Raw genomic sequence first — 19,343 nt, forward strand, 5'->3', positions numbered from 1 at the left:
CCGGCGGCGGCCAGAAGGTCAGCCTCGAGCGCGGCGTCGCCACGCGCAGCAAGAAGAACCCGGGCAAGCGCCCGCACAAGGGCGGTTGAGCGCGTGCGCACCCGCCACAGCCTGATCGCGGCGCTGGCCCTGGCGGCCGGCGCGGTGTACGCCCAGGGCGCGGCGCCCGCACCGGCACCCGCGGCCCCCGCGGCGCCGGCGGCGCCTTCCAGCCCCGCCAAGCGCGAGCTGATCGCGCGCATCCTCAAGGCCCAGCAGCCGAGCATCGAAGCCATCGCCCAGCGGCTGGTGGAGCAGCCGGCGGCCGAGCTGATGAATGCGGCGGGCAACGCCCTGCCCCAGCGCGTCGCCAAGGACAAGCAGGAAGCCGTGGGCCGGGACATCCAGGCCGAGGTGCAGAAGTACGTGAACGACACCGCGCCGCAGGTTCGCCAGCGCGCCGTCGCGCTCGGCCCCTCCACCATCGGCGCCCTGCTCGACGAACGCTTCACCGAGGATGAACTGCGCCAGGTCGCGGCCTTCCTGGAGTCGCCGGTCTACACCAAGTTCCAGCGCACCGGCGACGACATGCAGCGCGTCCTGGTCGAGAAGCTGATCGCGGAAACGCGTCCCACGGTCGAGCCGCGCGTGCAGGCCCTGGAGCAGTCCATCGCCCGCAAGCTGGGCGTGAGCGGTGCCCCGCAGGGTGCGGCCTCCGCCAGCAAGCCGGCGAAGAAGTAAGGCCTCAGCGGGCCTGCCGCAGGAAGCGGCGCACGTTGTCGGGATCGTCCCCCACGGTCTCCACCGCCAGGCGCAACTCGGGTTCGCTGCAATGCAGCCAGTGAATCCAGTTGCGCCTTTCCCATTCCGGGTCCAGCCGCACCACCAGCGCGTCGTCGTGCGACACGGCCATCGCTGTCTCGTCGCCCATGAAAAAAGCTCCTTCTGCGATGCAGGAGGAGCCTTCCTCGAAGCCTGCCCTCCCGCGATGAGAAGAGCCTAGGTGCCGCGGCCGTCGCACCCCGACGGACGAGGTGGCCTGCGGCCGTGCGAAAAGCCGGGCGTCTGCTGTAGGCCCGGCCCTTGTGTGCGTGCCCGCCGCCCGGCCTCAGGCGCTGGCCAGGCCGGCGCGGCTGGAGAACTCGTGGCAGGCCGCCTCGAAGCTGCGGATCTCGTGCAGGGCTTCGGACAGGCCCATCTCGCCCTTGTCCATGAGCTTGCCGGCCAGGTGCTCGGTCAGCGGCTTCATGCGGGCCAGCAGGGTCTTGGTCTCGCCGTAGAGCCGCTCGCTCTGGGCCTCCATGATGCTGCGCGTCTCCTCGTCCAGCGACTTGCCGCCGTTGTCCGACAGCGCGCCGAAGTTCAGCCGCGTCTTGCGGTACATGCCCATCTCGGCCACCGCGTGGTGCAGCAGGCGCGTGACACGGGTGATGTCGTTGTGGGCGCCGTTGGTGGTGCCTTCCTCGCCGAAGAACAGCTCCTCGTTGGCCATGCCGCCCAGCAGCACGCGCACGTCGTGCTCGATGTCGCCCTTGGTCTTGAGCAGGTTCGCGCCCTGCTTGTGGAACACGAAGCCCAGCGCGTTGTTGCGCGGGTTGGCCTTGAGCGAGATCTTGATGGTCTTCATCTGCGCCTGCAGCACCTCCCAGTCGCCACCGGCCAGGCGCCGCTCGGATTCGAAATCGACCAGGAAGTGGCCCCACTCGTGGATCGCGATGATGCGGCGGTCGCGCTCGCGCTCCTTGGTGGTGTTGGCGTTGACGTTGCCCACCAGCACGCGCTCGGCGGCCCCCATCAGGGTGGCGGTGCCTATCATGCCGCCGGCCTGCACCGCGGTGATGCCCGCCTGGTTGACGATGGTCTCCAGGTCGGCCGGGCTGCGGCCCTCGGTCAGTTCCACCAGGTGGCGCAGGTCCAGGCCGGGCTCGACCTTGTCCGCGCGCTGCGACAGGTAGTGCTGCACGATGGCCAGGCGCTCCTCGCGGTTGGGCAGGCGGAAATCGACCTTCATCTGGAAGCGGCGCAGCATGGCTTCGTCCATCTGCATCTGCTCGCTGTTGAAGTTGGAGGCCACGATCCAGATGATCTCGGCTTCGCTCTTGGTGCGCACGCCGTCCAGCACGGCAAGCAGCGTGTTCTGCGTGTCGTCGTCGAACTTGCGGTGGCCGCCGCGCTTCATGAACAGGTCCTGCGCCTCGTCCAAGAAGACGATGCAGCGCTTGCGCCGCTTGGCCAGGGCGACGATGCGCGACAGCGTGTTGGAGCCCCCCGCCACGTAGCCCGTCTCCAGGTTCGCGGCCGAGTGGAAGAGGATGGGCAGGTTCAGTTCCTTGGCCAGGTAGCTGGCGAGCTTGGTCTTGCCCGTGCCGGCCGGGCCGCTGAACATCACGTTGAAGGGCTTGCTGATGCCGTACTCGGCGTACTCGGCGCGGCGCTGGTACTGGTCCTTGATCTGCGCGACCTCGGCCTTGATGTCGTCCATGCCCACCAGGTCGTCCAGGTCGCCCTGCACCTGGCCGGGCTCCATGAACTTCAGCGATTTGAACTGCCCCTTCATCTGGAAGAACAGGAAGCCGATCAGGCCCAGGGTCAGGGTGGCGGACAGCACGCCGCTGACGCCGGCCTTCCAGCCTTCCTTCTCGGACTGCGGGCGGGCGCCCTGGAAGCGGTTCTCCAGGCGCTCCAGCACCGTGAGGCTGGCGGGGTCCAGGTCGGCCCGGGGCACGAAGGCCAGCTTGCCGCCCCAGCCCGCGCTCACCGCGCGGTCGGTGAAGATCTTGGTTTCCAGGTCGCTGGGGTACCAGGCGTACTGGTGGCCGGCGGACTCGACGATGACGATGCGCTCGGACACGTTCCACATCAGCGGCTTGTAGACCACGGTGATGCGCTGCACCGGGTTGGCGTCCAGGAAGCCGACCAGCGAGCCGCTGCCGAAGGCGATGGGCAGGTGCGTGTCGATGGCGGCCGCCTGGCCCTGCGGCGCACCGCCGCCCATGCCCTTGACGACCTCGGCCATCTGCGCCTGCTCGCGAATCACGGACGCGGAGTAAATGCCCGTCGCCGGGATGAGCAGCGCAACGGCGACCACCAGCAGGCGGATGGACAGCGGCTGGATGATGAACCAGTCCTGCACGCGTGCAGCCAGCTTGCGCACGCTGAGCCAGAAGCTGCCGGGAGCGTCCTCGTCGGGCAGCGACTCGGCGGTGGAGGAAGTGGCGGAAAGATCCGACATGGATGACCTTGAAGAGGCGAAACAGGCCCGCGCCGCCCCGCTCGCTCGCGGGTCGCCGTGGGGATGGCAAATCAAACGTTTTCTTCGGGACGGGGGCGGGTCGCGCGGCGGTTGCTCTTCTGTCCGGGCCGCTTTTTTTATGGGGAAGACGCGCGTACTGCCTGCCGTGATGTCAGTGCAATCCTACAGAGCGCATCCCTGCCCAACCAGTGTTTGCAAGCACGGCCTGCGCTTGAAGGCGCATCGCGTGAGATATGTCACGTCAATGCCCACCCCCGAAGCGCCTGCGGCGCTTCCCCCTCAAGGGGGCGCCACCAGCAGACCGGCAGAGCCGGTTCTGCGGTGGCCCTGGATGGGGTGCGCTTCAGGCGGGCGTGGCCTGCTGCTGGGCGGGTGCGAAGGCGAACGCGGCCAGGGTGCCGGTCTGCGCGCGGGCGCGGCCCTCTGCGTCGGCCAGGGCTTCCTGGGCGGTCTCGAAGGCCTGGGCGGGGGCCACGCTGGCGCAGCAGAAGGCGTCACGGAAGTTGTCGGGGCGGCCGCGGCATATCTTGGCGAGGGCCTGCCAGCCGGCCTCGTTCCCGTGGCCGTGGGTCACGCGCGTGGCGATGAAGAAGCCGTTGAAGGGTCCGGTGATGCGTTCCATCTCGCTCTCCTGGCGGGCGTCCATTGTGGAAAGACGAGCACGCCTCGCGGTGTAGGACGGCATCGATTCATGGCTTGCGGGAACCGTCGCCCGGACGCACACTCCAATCTCAGGGCCGGGTTTTCTTCAAGTTTCTTCCCCCGGCCCTTCTATTCCCTCGGTCCCCTGCGGTCCGGGGGAATTTTTTTGGTGCTGGCTCAGGCGTGGCGCAACCAGGCGCGGGCCTCGGGCTCTGCCGGGAAGAGCGCGATGTCCGGGCAGCCCACCAGGGGTGCGGGCAGCTCGCTGCCATCCACCAGGTCCTCGGGCGTCACCAGGCCGACCCGCATCTTGGGCGTGAGGGCGCGGCGCAGCCGGTCGCAGATCAGGAACTTCTCCTGCACGCCGGGCGGCGTGCGCACGCCGGTCAGGTCGATCAGGAGCTGGTCGCCGCGCACCCGGCTCGCCGCGGCCTTGATGAAGTAGGCCAGCTTGAGCGCATCGCCACTTTGCCAACGTCCCTCCACGTGGAAACGCACGAGGGGGCCTTCATGGCGGGCGGCGACGACGAGATTCATGGCGAGCGGATGGGGTGAACCATTGAAGGTTGCCACAGCCATCCGCTACGTCCGGCTTCCAAGCGCATCAATGGTAGCCAAGCGTCACAGCAGGCCGCCACAAGGCACGCCGGTGTGGCGGCAACGCTGAAACGGTGCGAAGCGGCCCCCCTGTATCCGTGCCCCACACCTGGGCCGGGCTCCCTCGCTAGGCCATGGGCAGCGGCTGCAACAGGCTGACGCGGTTGCCCTCGGTGTCGCGGAAGCTCGCGTACTGCCCCACGCCGGGAATCGGCATGGGCTCGCCCAGCAGCTCGCCACCCGCCTCCCGCACGCGGGCCCGGGCGTCGGCGAGGTCGTCGACCGCGATGACGACCGAAGGCACCTGGTCGGCGGCGCCGGGCTGGCGCTGGAAGAAGCCGCCGTTGATCGCGCCACGCACGCCACGCGGCCCGGCGTCGGACTCGGCCGTCACGGCCACCACGTAGTGGCCCATCTCGGGGCCCAGCATCTGCAGCTTCCAGCCGAACGCCTGTTCGTAGAAGCGCGCGATGCGGGCGCGGTCCTCGTAGGGGAATTCAAAATGTACGACGGGGTTCATGCAAGCCTCCTGGCGGTTGGGGGCTGGCATTGTCCGCCGCGCCGCGCTCAGGCGGCGCCCAGGCCCATGGAACGTGTAATAACTTCCTTCATGATCTCGTTGGTGCCGCCATAGATGCGCTGCACGCGGGCGTCCGCCCAGGCGCGGGCGATCGGGTACTCCCACATGAAGCCGTAGCCCCCGTGCAGCTGCACGCAGGCGTCCATCACCTTGCACTGCAGGTCGGAGCACCAGTACTTCGCCATGCTGGCCGTCGCCGTGTCCAGTGCGCCCGCCTGCACCAGCTCCAGGCACTTGTCGACGAAGACCCGCGCCACCTGCACCTCGGTCTGCAGCTCGGCCAGGGTGAAGCGCGTGTTCTGGTAGCTGGCCACCGGCTGGCCGAAGACCTTGCGCTCGCGGGTGTACTGCACCGTCCAGTCAATGGCGGCCTGGGCCGAGGCCACCGCCGTGACCGCGATCTGCAGCCGCTCCCAGGGCAGCTGTTCCATCAGGCAGATGAAGCCGCGGTTCTCCATGGCCGCGCCGCCCAGCAGCTGCTCGGGCGCCAGGCGGACGTTGTCGAAGAACAGCTCCGAGGTGTCCTGCGCTTTCAGGCCCACCTTCTTCAGCCGCTTGCCCTTGTCGAAACCGGGCATGCCGCGCTCGACCAGGAACAGGCTGGTGCCCTTGGCGCCCGCCTGCGGGTTGGTCTTGGCCACCACGATGACCAGGTCGGCGTGCCAGCCATTGGTGATGAAGGTCTTGCTGCCGTTCAGCAGGTAGCTGCCGTCGGGCTGGCGCAGCGCGCTGCTCTTCACCCCCTGCAGGTCGCTGCCCGCGGCGGGCTCGCTCATGGCGATGGCGCCTATCATCGCGCCGCTCGCGAGCCGGGGCAGGTAACGCTCCTTCTGCGCCTCGGTGCCGTAGTGCAGCAGGTACGGCGCAACGATTTCGTTGTGCAGGCTGAAGCCGATCCCCGTCCAGCCGGCCCGCGCCAGCTCCTCCATCTGGATCACCGAGTACAGCTTGTCGGCGTCCGAGCCGCCGTACGCAGCCGGCAGGGTGGGACACAGGAAGCCGTTGGCGCCGGCCTTGTCCCAGACGTCGCGGTCCACGTAGCCCTGCTCCTCCCAGCGCTCGTGGTGCGGCGCGATTTCCTTGTCCATGAAGCGGCGGAAGCTGTCGCGGAAGGCCTCGTGCTCGGCGCTGAAGAGGGTGCGTTCTATCATTGGATTTTCACTGAGCGGGTGCTTGGTGGAAATGAATATACTGCAATGTCACACGCTGGAGATCCCCCATGAGCGAGGCATTCATCTACGACGCCATCCGCACCCCGCGCGGCAAGGGCAAGAAGGACGGCAGCCTGCACGAGGTCAAGCCCGTCAACCTGCTGGCCGGTGTGCTGGCCGACCTGCAGAAGCGCAACGATTTCGACACCGGCCAGGTGGACGACGTGGTCATGGGCGTGGTCTCGCCCATCGGCGAGCAGGGTTCGGTGATCGCCAAGGTCGCCGCGCTCAAGGCGGGCTGGGACTGGCGCTGCGCCGGGGTGCAGCTGAACCGCTTCTGCGCCTCGGGCCTGGAGGCCGTGAACATGGCGGCGCAGAAGGTGCGCTCCGGCTGGGAGGACCTGGTCGTCGCCGGCGGTGTGGAAAGCATGAGCCGCGTGCCGATCGGCTCCGACGGCGGCGCCTGGGCGCAGGACCCGGAGACCAACACCGCCACCGCCTTCGTGCCCCAGGGCATAGGCGCCGACCTGATCGCCACGCTGGAAGGCTTCAGCCGGGACGACGTGGACGCCTTCGCGCTGGAGAGCCAGCGCCGCGCGGCCGCCGCACGCGAGGGCGGCTTCTTCGCCGGCTCCGTGGTGCCGGTGCGCGACATGCTGGGCCAGGTGGTGCTGGACCACGACGAGTTCATCAAGCCGCGCACGACGATGGAGGGCCTGGCCTCGCTCAAGCCCGCCTTCGAGCAGCTGGGCGCCATGGGCTTCGACGACGTGGCGCTGAGCCGCTACCCGCAGGTGGAGCGCATCGCCCACGTGCACCACGCGGGCAATTCCTCGGGCATCGTGGACGGCGCCGCCGCCATCCTGATCGGCAGCGAACAGGCCGGGCGCGACCATGGCCTGAAGCCGCGCGCGCGCATCGTCGCCGCCGCGCTCTCGGGGGCCGACCCGACCATCATGCTCACCGGCCCCATGCCCGCGGCGCGCAAGGCGCTGGCCAAGGCCGGCATGACGATTGACCAGATCGACCTGTTCGAGGTGAACGAGGCCTTCGCCGCCGTGCCCATGAAGTTCATGCGCGAGATGGGCGTGCCGCACGAGAAGGTGAACGTCAACGGCGGCGCCATCGCCATGGGGCACCCGCTGGGCGCCACCGGCGCCATGATCCTGAACACCCTGGTGGACGAACTGCACCGCCGCAAGCTGCGCTTCGGCCTCGCCACGCTGTGCGTGGGCGGGGGCATGGGCATCGCCACCATCGTCGAGAGACTCTGAGCCTTCCATGAAGACCATTCGCTACGCGCTGCACGACGGCATCGCCACCCTCACCTTTGACGAGCCCGGCTCGCCGGTCAACACCATGTGCGCCGACTGGCAGCGCGACCTCACCGAGGCCACGCAGCAGGTCGTGCGCGACAAGGACTCGATACGCGGCATCCTGCTCGCCTCGGCCAAGAAGACCTTCTTCGCCGGCGCCGACCTCAAGGGCACCATGCGCCTCACGCAGGCCGACGCGCCGCGCGTGTTCCAGGAGATCGAGCAGACCAAGAAGAACTTCCGCACCCTGGAGACCCTGGGCAAGCCGGTGGTGAGCCTGCTCAACGGCTCGGCCCTGGGCGGGGGCTGGGAGTTGGCCCTGGTGGGCCACTACCGCGTGGCCGTGGACGACCCCAAGGTGCAGTTCGGCCTTCCCGAGCTGACGCTGGGCCTGATCCCCGGCGCCAGCGGCATCACCAAGATGACGCGGCTGCTGGGCCTGATGGGGGCACAGCCCTACATCATGGAGAGCAAGCTCTTCAATCCGGGCGAAGCGCTGTCGCTGGGCCTGGTGCACGAGCTGGTGCCCGATGCCGCCGCGCTGCGCGACGCCGGCCTCGCCTGGGTGGCGCGCCACGCCGCCGGCGAGGCGCCGGCCCACCATCCCTGGGACGACAAGAACTACAAGATGCCGGGCGGCACGCCCGCCAGCCCCAAGGTGGCCGGTGCGCTGACCGTGGCGCCCGCCATGCTGCGCAAGAAGACGCACGGCCTCTACCCCGCGCCCGAGTACGCGTTGGCCGCCATGGTCGAGGGCGCGCAGGTGGACTACGACACCGCCACCCGCATCGAGTCGCGCTACCTGGCGCGGCTCATCGTGTCGCCGGTCGCGAAGAACATGATCAACACGTTCTTCTTCGACATGAACGCCATCCGCTCCGGCCGTTCGCGCCCGGGGGCGAGCGAGCGCTGGAAGCCGGGCAAGGTGGGCATCCTGGGCGCCGGCATGATGGGCGCAGGCATCGCCCATGCCCAGGCCACCCGCGGCATCGCCACCGTGCTGCGCGACGTCAGTGCCGAGAAGGCCGAGGCGGGCAAGGGCTACACGCGCAAGCTCACCGCCCGGCGGGTGACGGACGGCCGCATGAGCGAACAGGCCCAGGCGGCCATCCTCGAGCGCATCCACGCCACCGACAGGATGGCCGACCTGCAGGGCTGCGACCTGATCATCGAGGCGGTGTTCGAGAACCGCCAGCTCAAGGCCGAAGTGACGCGGGAGGCCGAGCCGATGCTCGCGCCGGGGGGCTTCTTCGCCAGCAACACCTCGACCCTGCCCATCACCGGGCTGGCCCAGGCCAGCCGAGATGCCACGAAGTTCGTCGGCATCCATTTCTTCAGCCCGGTCGACAAGATGAAGCTGGTGGAGATCATCCGCGGCCAGGCCACCGGCGACGACACGGTCGCACGCGCCTTCGACTACGTGCAGGCCCTGGGCAAGATCCCCATCGTGGTCAACGACTCGCGCGGCTTCTTCACCTCGCGCGTGTTCGGCACCTTCGTGATGGAGGGCGCGGCCATGCTGGGTGAAGGCATTCCGGCGGCGGTGATCGAGCGCGCCGGTGTCGAGGCCGGCATGCCGGTGGGACCGCTGGCAGTGATGGACGAGACCGCGCTTTCGCTGTCCGTCCACGTGCTGGACCAGACCCGTGCCGACGTGCGCGCCGAAGGCGGCACCTACATCGCATCCCCCGGCGAGCTGCTGGTGGAGCGCATGGTCAAGGAATTCGACCGCCCCGGCCGTGCTGGCGGTGGCGGCTTCTACGAGTACCCGCAGGATGCGGGCGCGCGCAAGTTCCTCTGGCCCCAGCTGAAGGCGCTGTTCGAGAAGCCCGGCGTGGCCTGGGACCTGCAGACCCTGAAGGACCGGCTGCTGTACCGCCAGGCCGTGGAGACCGCGCGCTGCCTGGCCGAGGGCGTGCTGACCTCGGTGCACGACGGCAACATCGGCTCGATCTTCGGCATCGGCTTCCCGGCCTGGACCGGCGGGGCGCTGCAGTTCATCTACGGCCAGGGCGTGGGCGCGTTCTGCGAGCGCGCCGCCCAGCTGGCGGACGCGCACGGGCCGGGCTACGCGGTGACGCCCCGGGTGCGCGAAGCCCTGCTGCGCCACCAGCCTTCCTGGTGATGGGCACGGGGCCCGCGAAGACGCTCTTGTCCTACAAACCGATGAGATTGCGTCCGCGGCCCGGCGCCAGCCGGCCTGCCTAGGATGGCCGCATTGCTGTCACGCAATCGAGGGAAGATGGGAAAAGTCGCCCGCCCGGCGCCGGACTGAAACCAGTTCCGGCCCGGGCGCGGGGGACGCAGGCGCCGCGATAATCCGCGGATGACTTCCCCCGCCGGCCAGCCTCCGGCCACCGATTCCACGCCGCCGGCCCGGCCGCGTTCGCCCCAAGACCTGTTCCTGTCCTTCACCTGGCTCGCGCTGCAGGGCTTCGGCGGCGTGCTCGCCGTCGTCCAGCGCGTGCTGGTGGAGGACAAGCGCTGGCTCACGCGCGAAGAGTTCGTGCAGGAGTGGGCCGTGGCGCAGGTGCTGCCCGGGCCCAACATCGTCAACCTGGCCCTGATGATGGGCGACCGCTACTTCGGCTGGCGCGGCGCCTTCGCGGCGCTGGGCGGCATCCTGTGCGTGCCCCTGCTGGTGGTGCTGGTGCTGGCCCTGCTGCACTCGCACTTCGCCGGCGTGCCCCAGGTGGAGGGTGCGCTGCGCGGCATGGGCGCGGTCACGGCCGGGCTGATCACGGCCACCGGGCTGAAGCTCACGGCCGCGCTGCGCACGCACCCCCTGGGCCCCCTGCCCTGCGCCCTGCTGGCGGCGGCCACCTTCGTCGCCATCGCGCTGCTGCGCTGGCCCCTGGGCTGGGTGCTGCTGGGCCTGGGCGGGCCCGCCTGCGTGCTGACCTGGTGGCGGCTGCCGGAGCAGCGCGCATGAGCATCGTGCTGACGCTGCAGGACTGGGCCGGCCTGTTCGGCCACTACCTGATGCTCTCCCTGCTCTCCGTGGGCGGGGCCATCACCACCGTGCCCGACATGCACCGCTACCTGGTGGACGAGCACGGCTGGCTGGGCGATGCGCAGTTCAATGCCTCCATCGCGATCGCACAGGCCGCCCCGGGCCCCAACGTGCTGTTCGTGGCGCTCCTGGGCTGGAACCTGGGCCTGAACGCGGGCGGCTATGGCAGCGCCCTGCTGGGCATGGCGGTGTGCATGCTGGGCATCCTGCTGCCTGGCAGCGTGCTGGCCTTCGTCGCCTCGCGCTGGGGCGGGCGCAACAGCCAGCGCCGCGAGGTGCGGGCGTTCAAGCAGGGCCTGGCGCCCATCGTGGTGGCGCTCATGGTCGCCACCGGCTGGATCCTCACCCGCAGCGGCCACGAGGACCCATCCCACTGGCCGCTCTGGCTGCTGTCCGGGCTGTCGGCGCTGGTGATGTGGCGCACGCGGGTGCACCTGCTGTGGCTGCTGGGCCTGGGGGCGCTGCTGGGGGCGCTGGGCTGGGTCTAGGGCGCCAGCAGGGCCCAGCGCTCGTGGTCGCGCCAGCGGCCGCGGATCTTGAGATAGCGCGGCGAGAAGCCCTCCCGCTGGAAACCGAGCGAGCGGACCAGCGCCAGCGAGGCCAGGTTGTCCGGCTGGATGTTCGCCTCCACCCGGTGCAGGCCCATGGGGCCCAGGGCCTCGCGCAGCACCAGCCGCAGGCCGGCCTTCATCAGGCCCTGGCGCTCGCAGCCCGCGAAGGCGTAATAGCCCAGGTGGGCGCTCTGGAAGGCCCCGCGCACGATGTTGGAGAGCCCCGCATAGCCCGCGAGCGCGCCGTCCTGCGCGCGCCGCAGCACGAACCCCGCGTGATCGGGCGCGGACAGGCGGGCCAGCAGCGCGTCGAAGCCCGCCGCGTCCAGGGGCGGCTGCACCCAGGGTGCATGGAGCGTGCGGCTGGCGCAAGCCGCGGCGATGAAATGCGCCCGGTCGGCGACGCTGATGCGTACCACCACCACCGGCCCGCGCGGCCTCGCCGGGCGCGCAGGCGCCGGGCTCATGCGCGCTGGCGCAGCGCCTCGTAGAGGCACACGCCGCTGGCCACCGAGACGTTCAGGCTCTCCACGGCGCCGCGCATGGGAATGCTCACCAGCTCGTCGCAGGTCTTGCGCGTGAGCTGGCGCATGCCGCTGCCCTCGGCGCCCAGGACGAAGGCCGTGGGCGCCTTGAAATCGGCCTGGTAGAGCGTGCGCGGCGCGTCGTCGCTGGTGCCCACGCACCAGATGCTGCGTTCCTTCAGCTCGCCCAGCGTGCGCGCCAGGTTGGTCACCATGAAGTAGGGCACGGTCTCGGCCGCGCCGCTGGCGACCTTGGCCACCGTGGCGTTGATGCCCACCGCGTGGTCCTTGGGGGCGATCACGGCGTGCGCGCCCGCACCGTCGGCCACGCGCAGGCAGGCGCCCAGGTTGTGCGGGTCGGTCACGCCGTCCAGCACCAGCAGCAAGGGCGGCTGCGTGAGGCCGTCCAGCAGGTCGTCCAGCGAATGGGTGACCGGCAACGGCTGCACGCGCGCGGCCACGCCCTGGTGGCCGGCACTGCCCGCCAGCTTGGACAGGCGCAGGCCGTCGGCCTCGATGATGCGCACGCCCGCCTCCTCGGCGCGGGCGACGAACTGGCGCATGCGGGCGTCCTTGCGGGACGGGTCCACGTAGAGTTCGACGATGGAGCCGGGGGCGGTCTTGAGCCGCACACCGACGGCGTGGAACCCGAACAGGACTTTGGCAGAGGACATGCCGGGATTATCCCAGCGCCGAACCCGCCGCCTCGTTCGCCGCGATGCGCCCGGCCTCGATGGTGATGCGCCGGCCGCAGCGCGCCGCGATCGCCCGGTCGTGCGTGACCAGCACCAGGGTGGTCCCCTGCTCCCGGTTGAGCTCGAACATCAGCGCCATCACGGCCTCGCCCGTGGCGAAATCCAGGCTGCCGGTGGGCTCGTCGGCCAGCAGCAGCGCCGGGTGCACCACGAAGGCCCGCGCCAGGGCCACGCGCTGCTGCTCGCCGCCCGAGAGCACGCGCGGATAGGCCGACAGCCGCGCCGACAGCCCCACGCGCTCCAGCATGGCCGAGGCCGCCTTGCGCGAATCGCGGCGGCCCGCCAGCTCCAGCGGCAGCATCACGTTCTCCAGCGCGGTGAGGTTGCCCAGCAGCTGGAAGCTCTGGAACACGAAGCCCACCTGGCGCGCCCGCAGCGCGGCGCGGGCGTCCTCGTCGAGCGCGAAGATGTCCTCGCCGGCGATGCGCACCGTGCCGCGCGTGGGCGTGTCCAGCCCGGCGATGATGGACAGCAGCGTGCTCTTGCCGGAGCCCGAGGCGCCCACGATGGCCGCCGTTTCCTGCCGGGCCAGCGAGAAATCGATATCGCGGAGAATATCGAGCGTGCCGGTCGAGTCCGTGACGGACTTGTGCACGTGCTCGACGGAGATGATGGATTCGGACATGAATGTGGGAAGTGGCAGCCGACGCCACTTTATCGCGGCGGCCCTGGCCGCGTGCTGCGCAATGCCTTTGCGGGCCGCGGCGCGCGGGCGCAAGGTGCTGGTGGTGGGCGATTCGCTCAGCGCCGAGTACGGGCTCGCCCGCGGAACGGGCTGGGTGGCCCTGCTGGACAAGCGCCTGGCCGGCGAGAAGCCGCCGGTGCAGGTGGTCAACGCCAGCATCAGCGGCGACACGACGTCGGGCGGACGGGCGCGCCTGCCCGCCCTGCTGGCGGCGCAGCACCCCGACGTGGTGGTGCTGGAACTCGGTGCCAACGACGCATTGCGCGGGCTGCCCCTGGAGATGACCGAGGCCAACCTCGAGGCCATGGCCGAGGCTGCGCGCAAGGCCGGCGCCCGGGTGCTGGTGGTGGGCGTGCAGGTGCCGCCCAACTACGGCCCCGACTACAGCCGCCGCTTCGAGGCACTGTTCGCCAGCGTGGCGAAGAAGACCGGCGCCGCCCTGGTGCCGTCCATGCTGCGTGGCATCGCCGACGACCCGCAACCCCTGCGCTGGTTCCAGGCCGACCGCATCCACCCCGTGGCACAGGCGCACCCGCGCATCCTGGACAACATCTGGCCCGAACTGAGAAAGCTGCTGCGGTGAGCGTGCATCCCATACCGGCCGCGGAAGCGATCCGCCGGCTCCATGAATTCAGCGCCGTCATCGACGCCCGCTCCGAGAACGAATACGCCGAGGACCGCATCCCCGGCGCTGTGAACTGGCCCTCGCTCAACAACGAGGAGCGGCACGTCGTGGGCACCCTGTACAAGCAGGTCAACCCCTTCGAGGCGCGCAAGCGCGGCGCGGCCCTGGTGGCCGCGAATATCTCGCGCCACATCGAGCGCGAGGTGATGGACAAGCCGCGCGACTGGAAGCCTCTGGTGTACTGCTGGCGCGGCGGCCAGCGCAGCGGCTCGCTGTCGCTGGTGCTGGGGCAGATCGGCTTCCGGGTCAGCCTGGTCGAGGGCGGCTACAAGGCCTTCCGGGCGGCCGTGCTGGCCGAGTTGCCCGGCCTGGCCGAACGGCTTCGCTTCCGGGTGGTCTGCGGCCCCACCGGCTCGGGCAAGACCCGGCTGCTGCAGGCGCTGGAGGCGGCGGGCGCCCAGGTGCTGGACCTGGAGGGCCTGGCCAGCCACCGCAGTTCGGTGCTGGGCCTGATCCCGGGCCAGCCTCAGCCCAGCCAGAAGCGCTTCGACACCCTGGTGTGGGAGCGCCTGCGCAGCTTCGATCCGGCGCGGCCGGTCTACGTGGAGAGCGAGAGCCGCAAGGTCGGCAACCTGGCCGTGCCCGAGGCCCTGATCACCTGCATGCGGGCCAGCGACTGCCTGTCGCTGGAGCTGTCCACGGCCGAGCGGGTGGGCCTGCTCATGGAGGACTACGACTTCTTCGTGCGCGACCCCGACTTCTTCTGCCAGCGCCTGGAAGCCCTGGTCCAGCTGCGCGGCCACGCCGTGGTGGAGCGGTGGCAGGCGCTGGCGCGTTCGGGGGACGTGGAGACCGTGGTGCGGGAGCTGCTGGAGAAGCACTACGACCCGGGCTATGCGGCGTCCATCCAGCGCAACTTCAGCCGTTTCGGGCAGGCGCTGGCGGTGGCGCCTTCCGACCGGTCCATGGGGGCGATGGGCGCCCTGGCCCAGCAACTGGCGGCCGCCGGCTGAAGCGCGGCCTGGCGGGCAGCGGCCGGGTACCGGCACGCCGCAAGGGTGGCGCCGTGCGCCTCAGACGGGCGCCTGGGGCTCCTGCGTGGGCTGGCCGCCGGCTTCCTCGTCGCCGTCCGCCGACCCCTCGGTCTCGGGCGAGTCCACGCCGGACTTGCGCTCGGCCTTGGCCTTCAGCTTCTCTTCCTTCTTCTTCTTTTTGGCCAGTTCGCGCTGGCGTTTTTCGAAACCGTAATTGGGGGTGGCCACGTCGCTTCCTGTGCAATTTTCTGGAGCGCCCACTGTACGCCATTGGCGAAGGCCCGCAAAGAAGGCTCAGCCGAGCGCCTTGAGCGCCTGGTCCAGGTCGGCGATCAGGTCGTCCGTGTCTTCGAGGCCGATGGAGAAACGCACCAGCCCGCCCGCGGGTTCCCAGTGGCGGCGCAGCGTCCGCATCTCGTAGGGCACCACCAGGCTGAGGTGCGACGCCCAGGAGTAGCCCAGCTTGAAGAGCTGCAGCGACTCGCAGAAGCGGTCCACCTGGGCCTGCGTGTAGCGGCCATCGAAGAGCACCGAGAACAGCCCGGCCGCCTGCCCATCCGCGCCGCAGACCTCCAGCCAGTTCTCGTGACCGGGCGAGCCGGGAAACGCCGGGTGCAGCACCTGGGCGATCTCCTCGCGCTGGCCCAGCCAGGACGCGATCGCGCGGGCCGAGTGGTCGGCGGCGCGGTAGCGCAGCGCCATGCTGGGCAGCGAGCGCAGCACCAGCTCGGCGTCGTTGCCCGAGACCCCCCAGCCCAGCCGCATGTGGGTGCGCTGCAGGCGCTCGTGAAGCGCGTCGTCGCGCACCACCACCGCCCCCATGAGCACGTCACCGCCGCCGCTGGGGTACTTGGTCAGGGCCTGGGCCACCACGTCCACGCCCACGCCCGGCGCCAGCTCGAAGGCGTTGAAGGCGATGCCCGCCGGCCAGGTGGTGTCCAGCGCGCTGGTCACGCCGCGCTCGCGGCACAGCCGGGCCAGCGCCACCAGCGGCGGGAATTCCATGGAGACGGAGCCCGGCGCCTCCAGCCACACCAGCCGCGTGCGCGGGCCGATGCGCGCGGCCAGGTCGGCCGGGTCCATGGGGTCGTAGAACTGGTGCGTGATGCCGAAATTCGCCAGCTCGCCCTGCGCCAGGGCCTTGCTGGGGCCGTAGACGTTCTCGGGCAGCAGCACGTCGTCGCCGGTCTTGAGCAGCGACAGCCCCACGTGCGCCACCGAGGCCAGTCCGCTGGGCACCAGGATGCAATGGCGCCCGCCCTCCAGCGTGGCGATGCGCTCTTCCAGGGTGAAGGTGGTGGGCGTGCCGTGCAGGCCGTAGGTGTAGCCCTGCTTGTGGATCCAGTCGCGCTGTCGGATCGCGGCGACCGAAGGAAACACGATGGTCGAAGCCTTGTGGACCGCGACCTGGGGCGACTCGAAACCGGCCGGCGGCCGGTAGGGATGGTGGATGAGGCGGGTGGACTTCTCGGTCATGCGGCCATGTTAGCGGCATGGTGCAAGCGCCGTCGCGAACGGCCGCGCGGCGCCTTCAGCGCTGCCAGGTCAGGCGACGGGAAATCGCATGCAGCGTCGCCTCGCTTGCCGCAAGGCTCGAGATCGCTTCTGAAAATCGCGCAGCATTCTCAGACGACTAGACCTTCCACTTCTCCAGCAGCTGCTGGGGCCGCAGCGCGTCGTAGGACTCGAAGGGCTGGTGGATCCAGGGATTGGTGGGCAGGAATTCCACCGAGTAGTCGGGCGTGAACTTGGAGAGGCCCTTGGTCCAGATCACGGCGCTGCGCAGCTCGGTGATCGGCTTGTAGCTGGTGCGCAGCGAGTCCAGCACCGCGTGCAGCGTGTGGCCGGAATCCGCCAGGTCGTCCACCAGCAGCACCTTGCCCGCGATCTCGCCCTTGGGCGTGGTGATGTAGCGCGCGATGTCCAGGTGGCCCTGCACCGTGCCGGCCTCGGCGCGGTAGGAGCTGGTGGACATGATCGCCAGCGGCTTGTCGAAGATGCGCGAGAGGATGTCGCCGGGACGCATCCCGCCGCGGGCCAGGCAGAGGATGGTGTCGAATTCCCAGCCACTCTGCCAGACCTTGATCGCCAGCTTCTCGATCAGGTTGTGGTATTCGTCGTAGCTGACGTAAAGGTGCTTGCCGTCTTCGGTCAACATAGTCTTGTTCACTCAGAAATCGCTTCGCGATTTCTGAGTGCCTTTCAATTTGTGTGGACAGGCCCGGCGAAGCCGGTTCCTGTCCACAGGTGAGACGGCGCTGCATGCTATTCCGCGCCGTCCGCCAACGACGGGGCGGCACTTGCCGCCCCGCGCGGCAGCACGTGCTGCCGCGTCCCCCTCAAGCCGTGCGGAATAACATGCAGCACGGTCTCCCTTGCAGGAAGGAGCTGGCATGGCCGGTCCTTCCAGCACTGATCTAGCTCGCACTGAAAAGCGCAACGCGATTTTTCAGTGAATCAAATACGGGTGCCGCATCATGATGGTGTGGTCGCGGTCCGGGCTGGTGGAGATCATATCGATGGGCACGCCGGTCACCTGCTCGATGCGCTGCAAGTACAAACGCGCATTGACAGGCAGCTGCTCGTAATCGGTGACGCCCACGGTGCTTTCGCTCCAGCCCGGCAGGGTCTCGTACACCGGCTTGCAGCGGGAGATCTCGTCGGCGCCCATGGGCAGGATGTCGGTGTGCACGCCATCGAGCTCGTAGCCGGTGCACAGCTTCAACTCCTCCAGGCCGTCCAGCACGTCCAGCTTGGTGATGCACAGGCCGGAAAGCCCGTTCACCTGGGCCGAGCGCTTGAGCAGCGCGGCATCGAACCAGCCGCAGCGGCGGCTGCGGCCCGTGGTGACGCCCTTTTCAGCGCCCACGGTGGACAGGTGCCAGCCCACGGTGCCCGGGGTCTGCCAGTCCAGCTCGGTGGGGAACGGGCCCCCGCCCACGCGCGTGCAGTAGGCCTTGGTGATGCCCAGGATGTAATGCAGCATGCCCGGGCCCACGCCGGCACCGGCGGCGGCGTTGCCGGCCACGCAGTTGCTGGAGGTGACGTAGGGGTAGGTGCCGTGGTCCACGTCCAGCAGCGTGCCCTGCGCGCCCTCGAACAGCAGGTTGTCGCCGTGCAGGTTGGCCTCGTTCAGCTCCCGCGAGACGTCCGCCATCATGGGCTTGAGCAGCTCGGCATGGCGCATGGATTCGTCGAAGACCTGCCGGAAGTCGATGGCCGGCGCGTTCAGGTACTGGGTCAGCGTGAAGTTGTGCAGGTCGAGCAGCACGCGCAGCTTCTCGGCGAAGCGCTCGGGGTGCTTGAGGTCCTGCACGCGCAGCGCGCGGCGGGCGATCTTGTCCTCGTAGGCAGGGCCGATGCCGCGGCCGGTGGTGCCGATCTTCTCGCTGCCGCCCTGCTCACGCTTGGTCTCGCGCGCCACGTCCAGCGCGGCATGGAAGGGCAGGATCAGGGGGCAGGCCTCGCTGATGCGCAGGCGCGAACGCACCTCCACGCCCGCGTTCTCCAGCCCCTCGATCTCCTCGAACAGCTTGGCGGCCGACAGCACCACGCCGTTGCCGATGTAGCACTTCACGCCCGGCCGCATGATGCCGCTGGGGATCAGGTGCAGCGCGGTCTTCACGCCGTTGATGACCAGCGTGTGGCCGGCGTTGTGGCCGCCCTGGAAGCGGACCACGCCCTGCGCCATCTCGGTCAGCCAGTCGACCAGCTTGCCCTTGCCTTCGTCACCCCACTGGGTGCCGACCACGACCACGTTGCGGCCCTTCGCCTTTGTCATGTCAATCTCGATTCGGAAATGGGGTTGTCGTCAGGCAGCGCGGGGGGCCACGGTCCAGCCCTGGCCCTCGCGGACCAGCTCGCGGTCGCAGTGGAACTCGTCCACCTCGTCCTCGTGGCCGGGAAGAATGCAGACCACGGTTTCGCCGCGTTCGCGCAGGGCGCGTATGGCCTGGGCCAGTTCGCCGGCGCCGGGTCCGCCGTCCAGCCAGGGCGCGCGGATCGCGGTGCGCGGCGGGCGCTGCCCGGCCACGGCGACCAGCTCCTTCAGGTCCAGGCTGAAGCCGGCGGCCGGCCGGTTGCGGCCGAAGACGGCGCCGACCTCGTCGTAGCGGCCGCCGCGCACCAGCGAGTCGCTGGCACCCGGGGTGTAGACCGCGAAGCGCAGGCCGCTGTAGTAGGCATAGCCGCGCAGGTCGGCCAGGTCGAAACTGATGCGGGTGTCGGCCAGGTGCCCGGCGAGCCAGCGCAGGCTGTCCAGGGCGGCGCGCACCTCGGGCAGCGCCGGCAGCACCCGCGCGGCCTCGTCGAGCACGCGCGCGTCCCCATAGAGGCCGACCAGCGCGCGCAGGCCTTCGCGCGCGGCCGCGGGGAAGTCGCGGGTCAGCACGTCGAGCTCGCTGGCGTCCTTGGTGGCCAGGGCCGCGTGCAGGCGCGCCAGGCTGGCGGCGTCCATCGCGATGCCGGCCAGCAGCGCGCGCACGATGCGCACGTCGGCCATGTCCAGGGTGAAATCGGCCAGGCCGGTGGCGCGCAGGCAGTCGAGCGCCAGGCGCAGGGCCTCCAGGTCGGCCTCCAGCCCGGCGTGGCCGTAGATCTCGGCGCCGAACTGCAGCGGCTCGCGGGTGGCGTGGGGGC

21 protein-coding genes are annotated in these 19,343 nt (G+C 69.9%); 7 read left to right on the plus strand and 14 right to left on the minus strand.

The genetic code is table 11. The annotated features are described in order from the left end of the window. The first annotated feature begins 93 nt into the window (after nt 1-93). Nucleotides 94-720, plus strand: a complete 627-nt coding sequence (locus IM725_RS16025; RefSeq protein ID WP_193781638.1) for a hypothetical protein — start codon at nt 94-96, stop codon at nt 718-720. A gap of 4 nt (nt 721-724) precedes the next feature. Here the strand turns inward: IM725_RS16025 and IM725_RS16030 are convergent, their stop codons facing one another. From IM725_RS16030 to IM725_RS16055, 6 genes are all read right to left on the minus strand, one after another. Beyond that, nucleotides 725-910: a DUF3606 domain-containing protein gene (locus IM725_RS16030; RefSeq protein ID WP_193781639.1), complete on the minus strand. Its 186-nt coding sequence runs from the start codon at nt 908-910 to the stop codon at nt 725-727. A 177-nt stretch (nt 911-1,087) separates the two neighbouring features. After that, a complete protein-coding gene (locus IM725_RS16035) occupies nt 1,088-3,211 on the minus strand; it encodes an AAA family ATPase (protein WP_193781640.1) in 2,124 nt (707 codons plus the stop codon). A 364-nt stretch (nt 3,212-3,575) separates the two neighbouring features. Beyond that, nucleotides 3,576-3,854, minus strand: coding sequence for a hypothetical protein (locus tag IM725_RS16040; protein ID WP_193781641.1), 279 nt, complete (start codon nt 3,852-3,854; stop codon nt 3,576-3,578). A 197-nt stretch (nt 3,855-4,051) separates the two neighbouring features. Beyond that, entirely contained in the window at nt 4,052-4,411 is a 360-nt protein-coding gene (locus IM725_RS16045; protein ID WP_193781642.1) for a hypothetical protein, read from the minus strand. 187 nt (nt 4,412-4,598) lie between these two features. Continuing rightward, on the minus strand, nt 4,599-4,991 hold the full coding sequence (locus IM725_RS16050; protein ID WP_193781643.1) for a VOC family protein: 393 nt from the start codon (nt 4,989-4,991) through the stop codon (nt 4,599-4,601). A gap of 47 nt (nt 4,992-5,038) precedes the next feature. Continuing rightward, a complete protein-coding gene (locus tag IM725_RS16055; protein ID WP_193781644.1) occupies nt 5,039-6,202 on the minus strand; it encodes an acyl-CoA dehydrogenase family protein in 1,164 nt (387 codons plus the stop codon). Between the two features lie 68 nt (nt 6,203-6,270). Between IM725_RS16055 and IM725_RS16060 the strand changes: the two genes are divergently transcribed. From IM725_RS16060 to IM725_RS16075, 4 genes are all read left to right on the plus strand, one after another. Further along, nucleotides 6,271-7,476: an acetyl-CoA C-acetyltransferase gene (locus IM725_RS16060; RefSeq protein ID WP_193781645.1), complete on the plus strand. Its 1,206-nt coding sequence runs from the start codon at nt 6,271-6,273 to the stop codon at nt 7,474-7,476. Nucleotides 7,477-7,483: 7 nt separating this feature from the next. Then, nucleotides 7,484-9,643: a 3-hydroxyacyl-CoA dehydrogenase NAD-binding domain-containing protein gene (locus tag IM725_RS16065; RefSeq protein WP_193781646.1), complete on the plus strand. Its 2,160-nt coding sequence runs from the start codon at nt 7,484-7,486 to the stop codon at nt 9,641-9,643. A 201-nt stretch (nt 9,644-9,844) separates the two neighbouring features. Next, complete coding sequence (locus IM725_RS16070) at nt 9,845-10,450, plus strand: chromate transporter (protein ID WP_193781647.1); 606 nt, start codon at nt 9,845-9,847, stop codon at nt 10,448-10,450. Next, nucleotides 10,447-11,019 (plus strand): chromate transporter, encoded by a 573-nt coding sequence (locus IM725_RS16075; protein WP_193781648.1) that lies wholly within the window; start codon nt 10,447-10,449, stop codon nt 11,017-11,019. The genes IM725_RS16070 and IM725_RS16075 overlap by 4 nt, the downstream gene beginning before the upstream one ends. Here IM725_RS16075 and IM725_RS16080 read toward each other — a convergent pair. From IM725_RS16080 to IM725_RS16090, 3 genes are read right to left on the minus strand one after another with little or no spacing between them, the layout of a single operon-like run. After that, complete coding sequence (locus tag IM725_RS16080) at nt 11,016-11,549, minus strand: GNAT family N-acetyltransferase (protein WP_193781649.1); 534 nt, start codon at nt 11,547-11,549, stop codon at nt 11,016-11,018. The two genes, IM725_RS16075 and IM725_RS16080, sit on opposite strands and share 4 nt — an antisense overlap. Further along, the gene (gene rlmB, locus IM725_RS16085; protein ID WP_193781650.1) at nt 11,546-12,280 is read right to left on the minus strand and encodes a 23S rRNA (guanosine(2251)-2'-O)-methyltransferase RlmB; all 735 of its coding nucleotides are present in this window, start codon (nt 12,278-12,280) and stop codon (nt 11,546-11,548) included. Before rlmB ends, IM725_RS16080 begins: the two co-directional genes overlap by 4 nt. A 7-nt stretch (nt 12,281-12,287) precedes the next feature. Then, the gene (locus IM725_RS16090) at nt 12,288-12,986 is read right to left on the minus strand and encodes an ABC transporter ATP-binding protein (protein ID WP_193781651.1); all 699 of its coding nucleotides are present in this window, start codon (nt 12,984-12,986) and stop codon (nt 12,288-12,290) included. A gap of 61 nt (nt 12,987-13,047) precedes the next feature. Between IM725_RS16090 and IM725_RS16095 the strand changes: the two genes are divergently transcribed. Together IM725_RS16095 and mnmH are read left to right on the plus strand one after the other, a co-directional pair. Further along, nucleotides 13,048-13,629 (plus strand): arylesterase, encoded by a 582-nt coding sequence (locus tag IM725_RS16095; protein ID WP_227753867.1) that lies wholly within the window; start codon nt 13,048-13,050, stop codon nt 13,627-13,629. Then, nucleotides 13,626-14,684: a tRNA 2-selenouridine(34) synthase MnmH gene (gene mnmH / locus IM725_RS16100; RefSeq protein WP_193781653.1), complete on the plus strand. Its 1,059-nt coding sequence runs from the start codon at nt 13,626-13,628 to the stop codon at nt 14,682-14,684. Before IM725_RS16095 ends, mnmH begins: the two co-directional genes overlap by 4 nt. A gap of 60 nt (nt 14,685-14,744) precedes the next feature. Here the strand turns inward: mnmH and IM725_RS16105 are convergent, their stop codons facing one another. The 5 genes from IM725_RS16105 to IM725_RS16125 form a co-directional block, all read right to left on the minus strand. Continuing rightward, a complete protein-coding gene (locus IM725_RS16105) occupies nt 14,745-14,933 on the minus strand; it encodes a hypothetical protein (RefSeq protein WP_193781654.1) in 189 nt (62 codons plus the stop codon). A 66-nt stretch (nt 14,934-14,999) separates the two neighbouring features. Then, nucleotides 15,000-16,181, minus strand: coding sequence for a PLP-dependent transferase (locus tag IM725_RS16110; RefSeq protein WP_193781655.1), 1,182 nt, complete (start codon nt 16,179-16,181; stop codon nt 15,000-15,002). Nucleotides 16,182-16,338: 157 nt separating this feature from the next. Further along, nucleotides 16,339-16,863: a phosphoribosyltransferase gene (locus tag IM725_RS16115; protein ID WP_193781656.1), complete on the minus strand. Its 525-nt coding sequence runs from the start codon at nt 16,861-16,863 to the stop codon at nt 16,339-16,341. 291 nt (nt 16,864-17,154) lie between these two features. Further along, nucleotides 17,155-18,486 carry an adenylosuccinate synthase gene (locus IM725_RS16120; RefSeq protein ID WP_193781657.1) on the minus strand — a complete coding sequence of 444 codons (1,332 nt, stop codon included), beginning with the start codon at nt 18,484-18,486 and terminating at the stop codon, nt 17,155-17,157. A gap of 30 nt (nt 18,487-18,516) precedes the next feature. Next, nucleotides 18,517-19,343: ATP phosphoribosyltransferase regulatory subunit (locus IM725_RS16125; protein ID WP_193781658.1), on the minus strand; the 827-nt coding region annotated here is incomplete at its 5' end.

It is taken from the genome of Ramlibacter aquaticus, assembly GCF_015159745.1.
Lineage (GTDB): Bacteria > Pseudomonadota > Gammaproteobacteria > Burkholderiales > Burkholderiaceae_C > Ramlibacter > Ramlibacter aquaticus.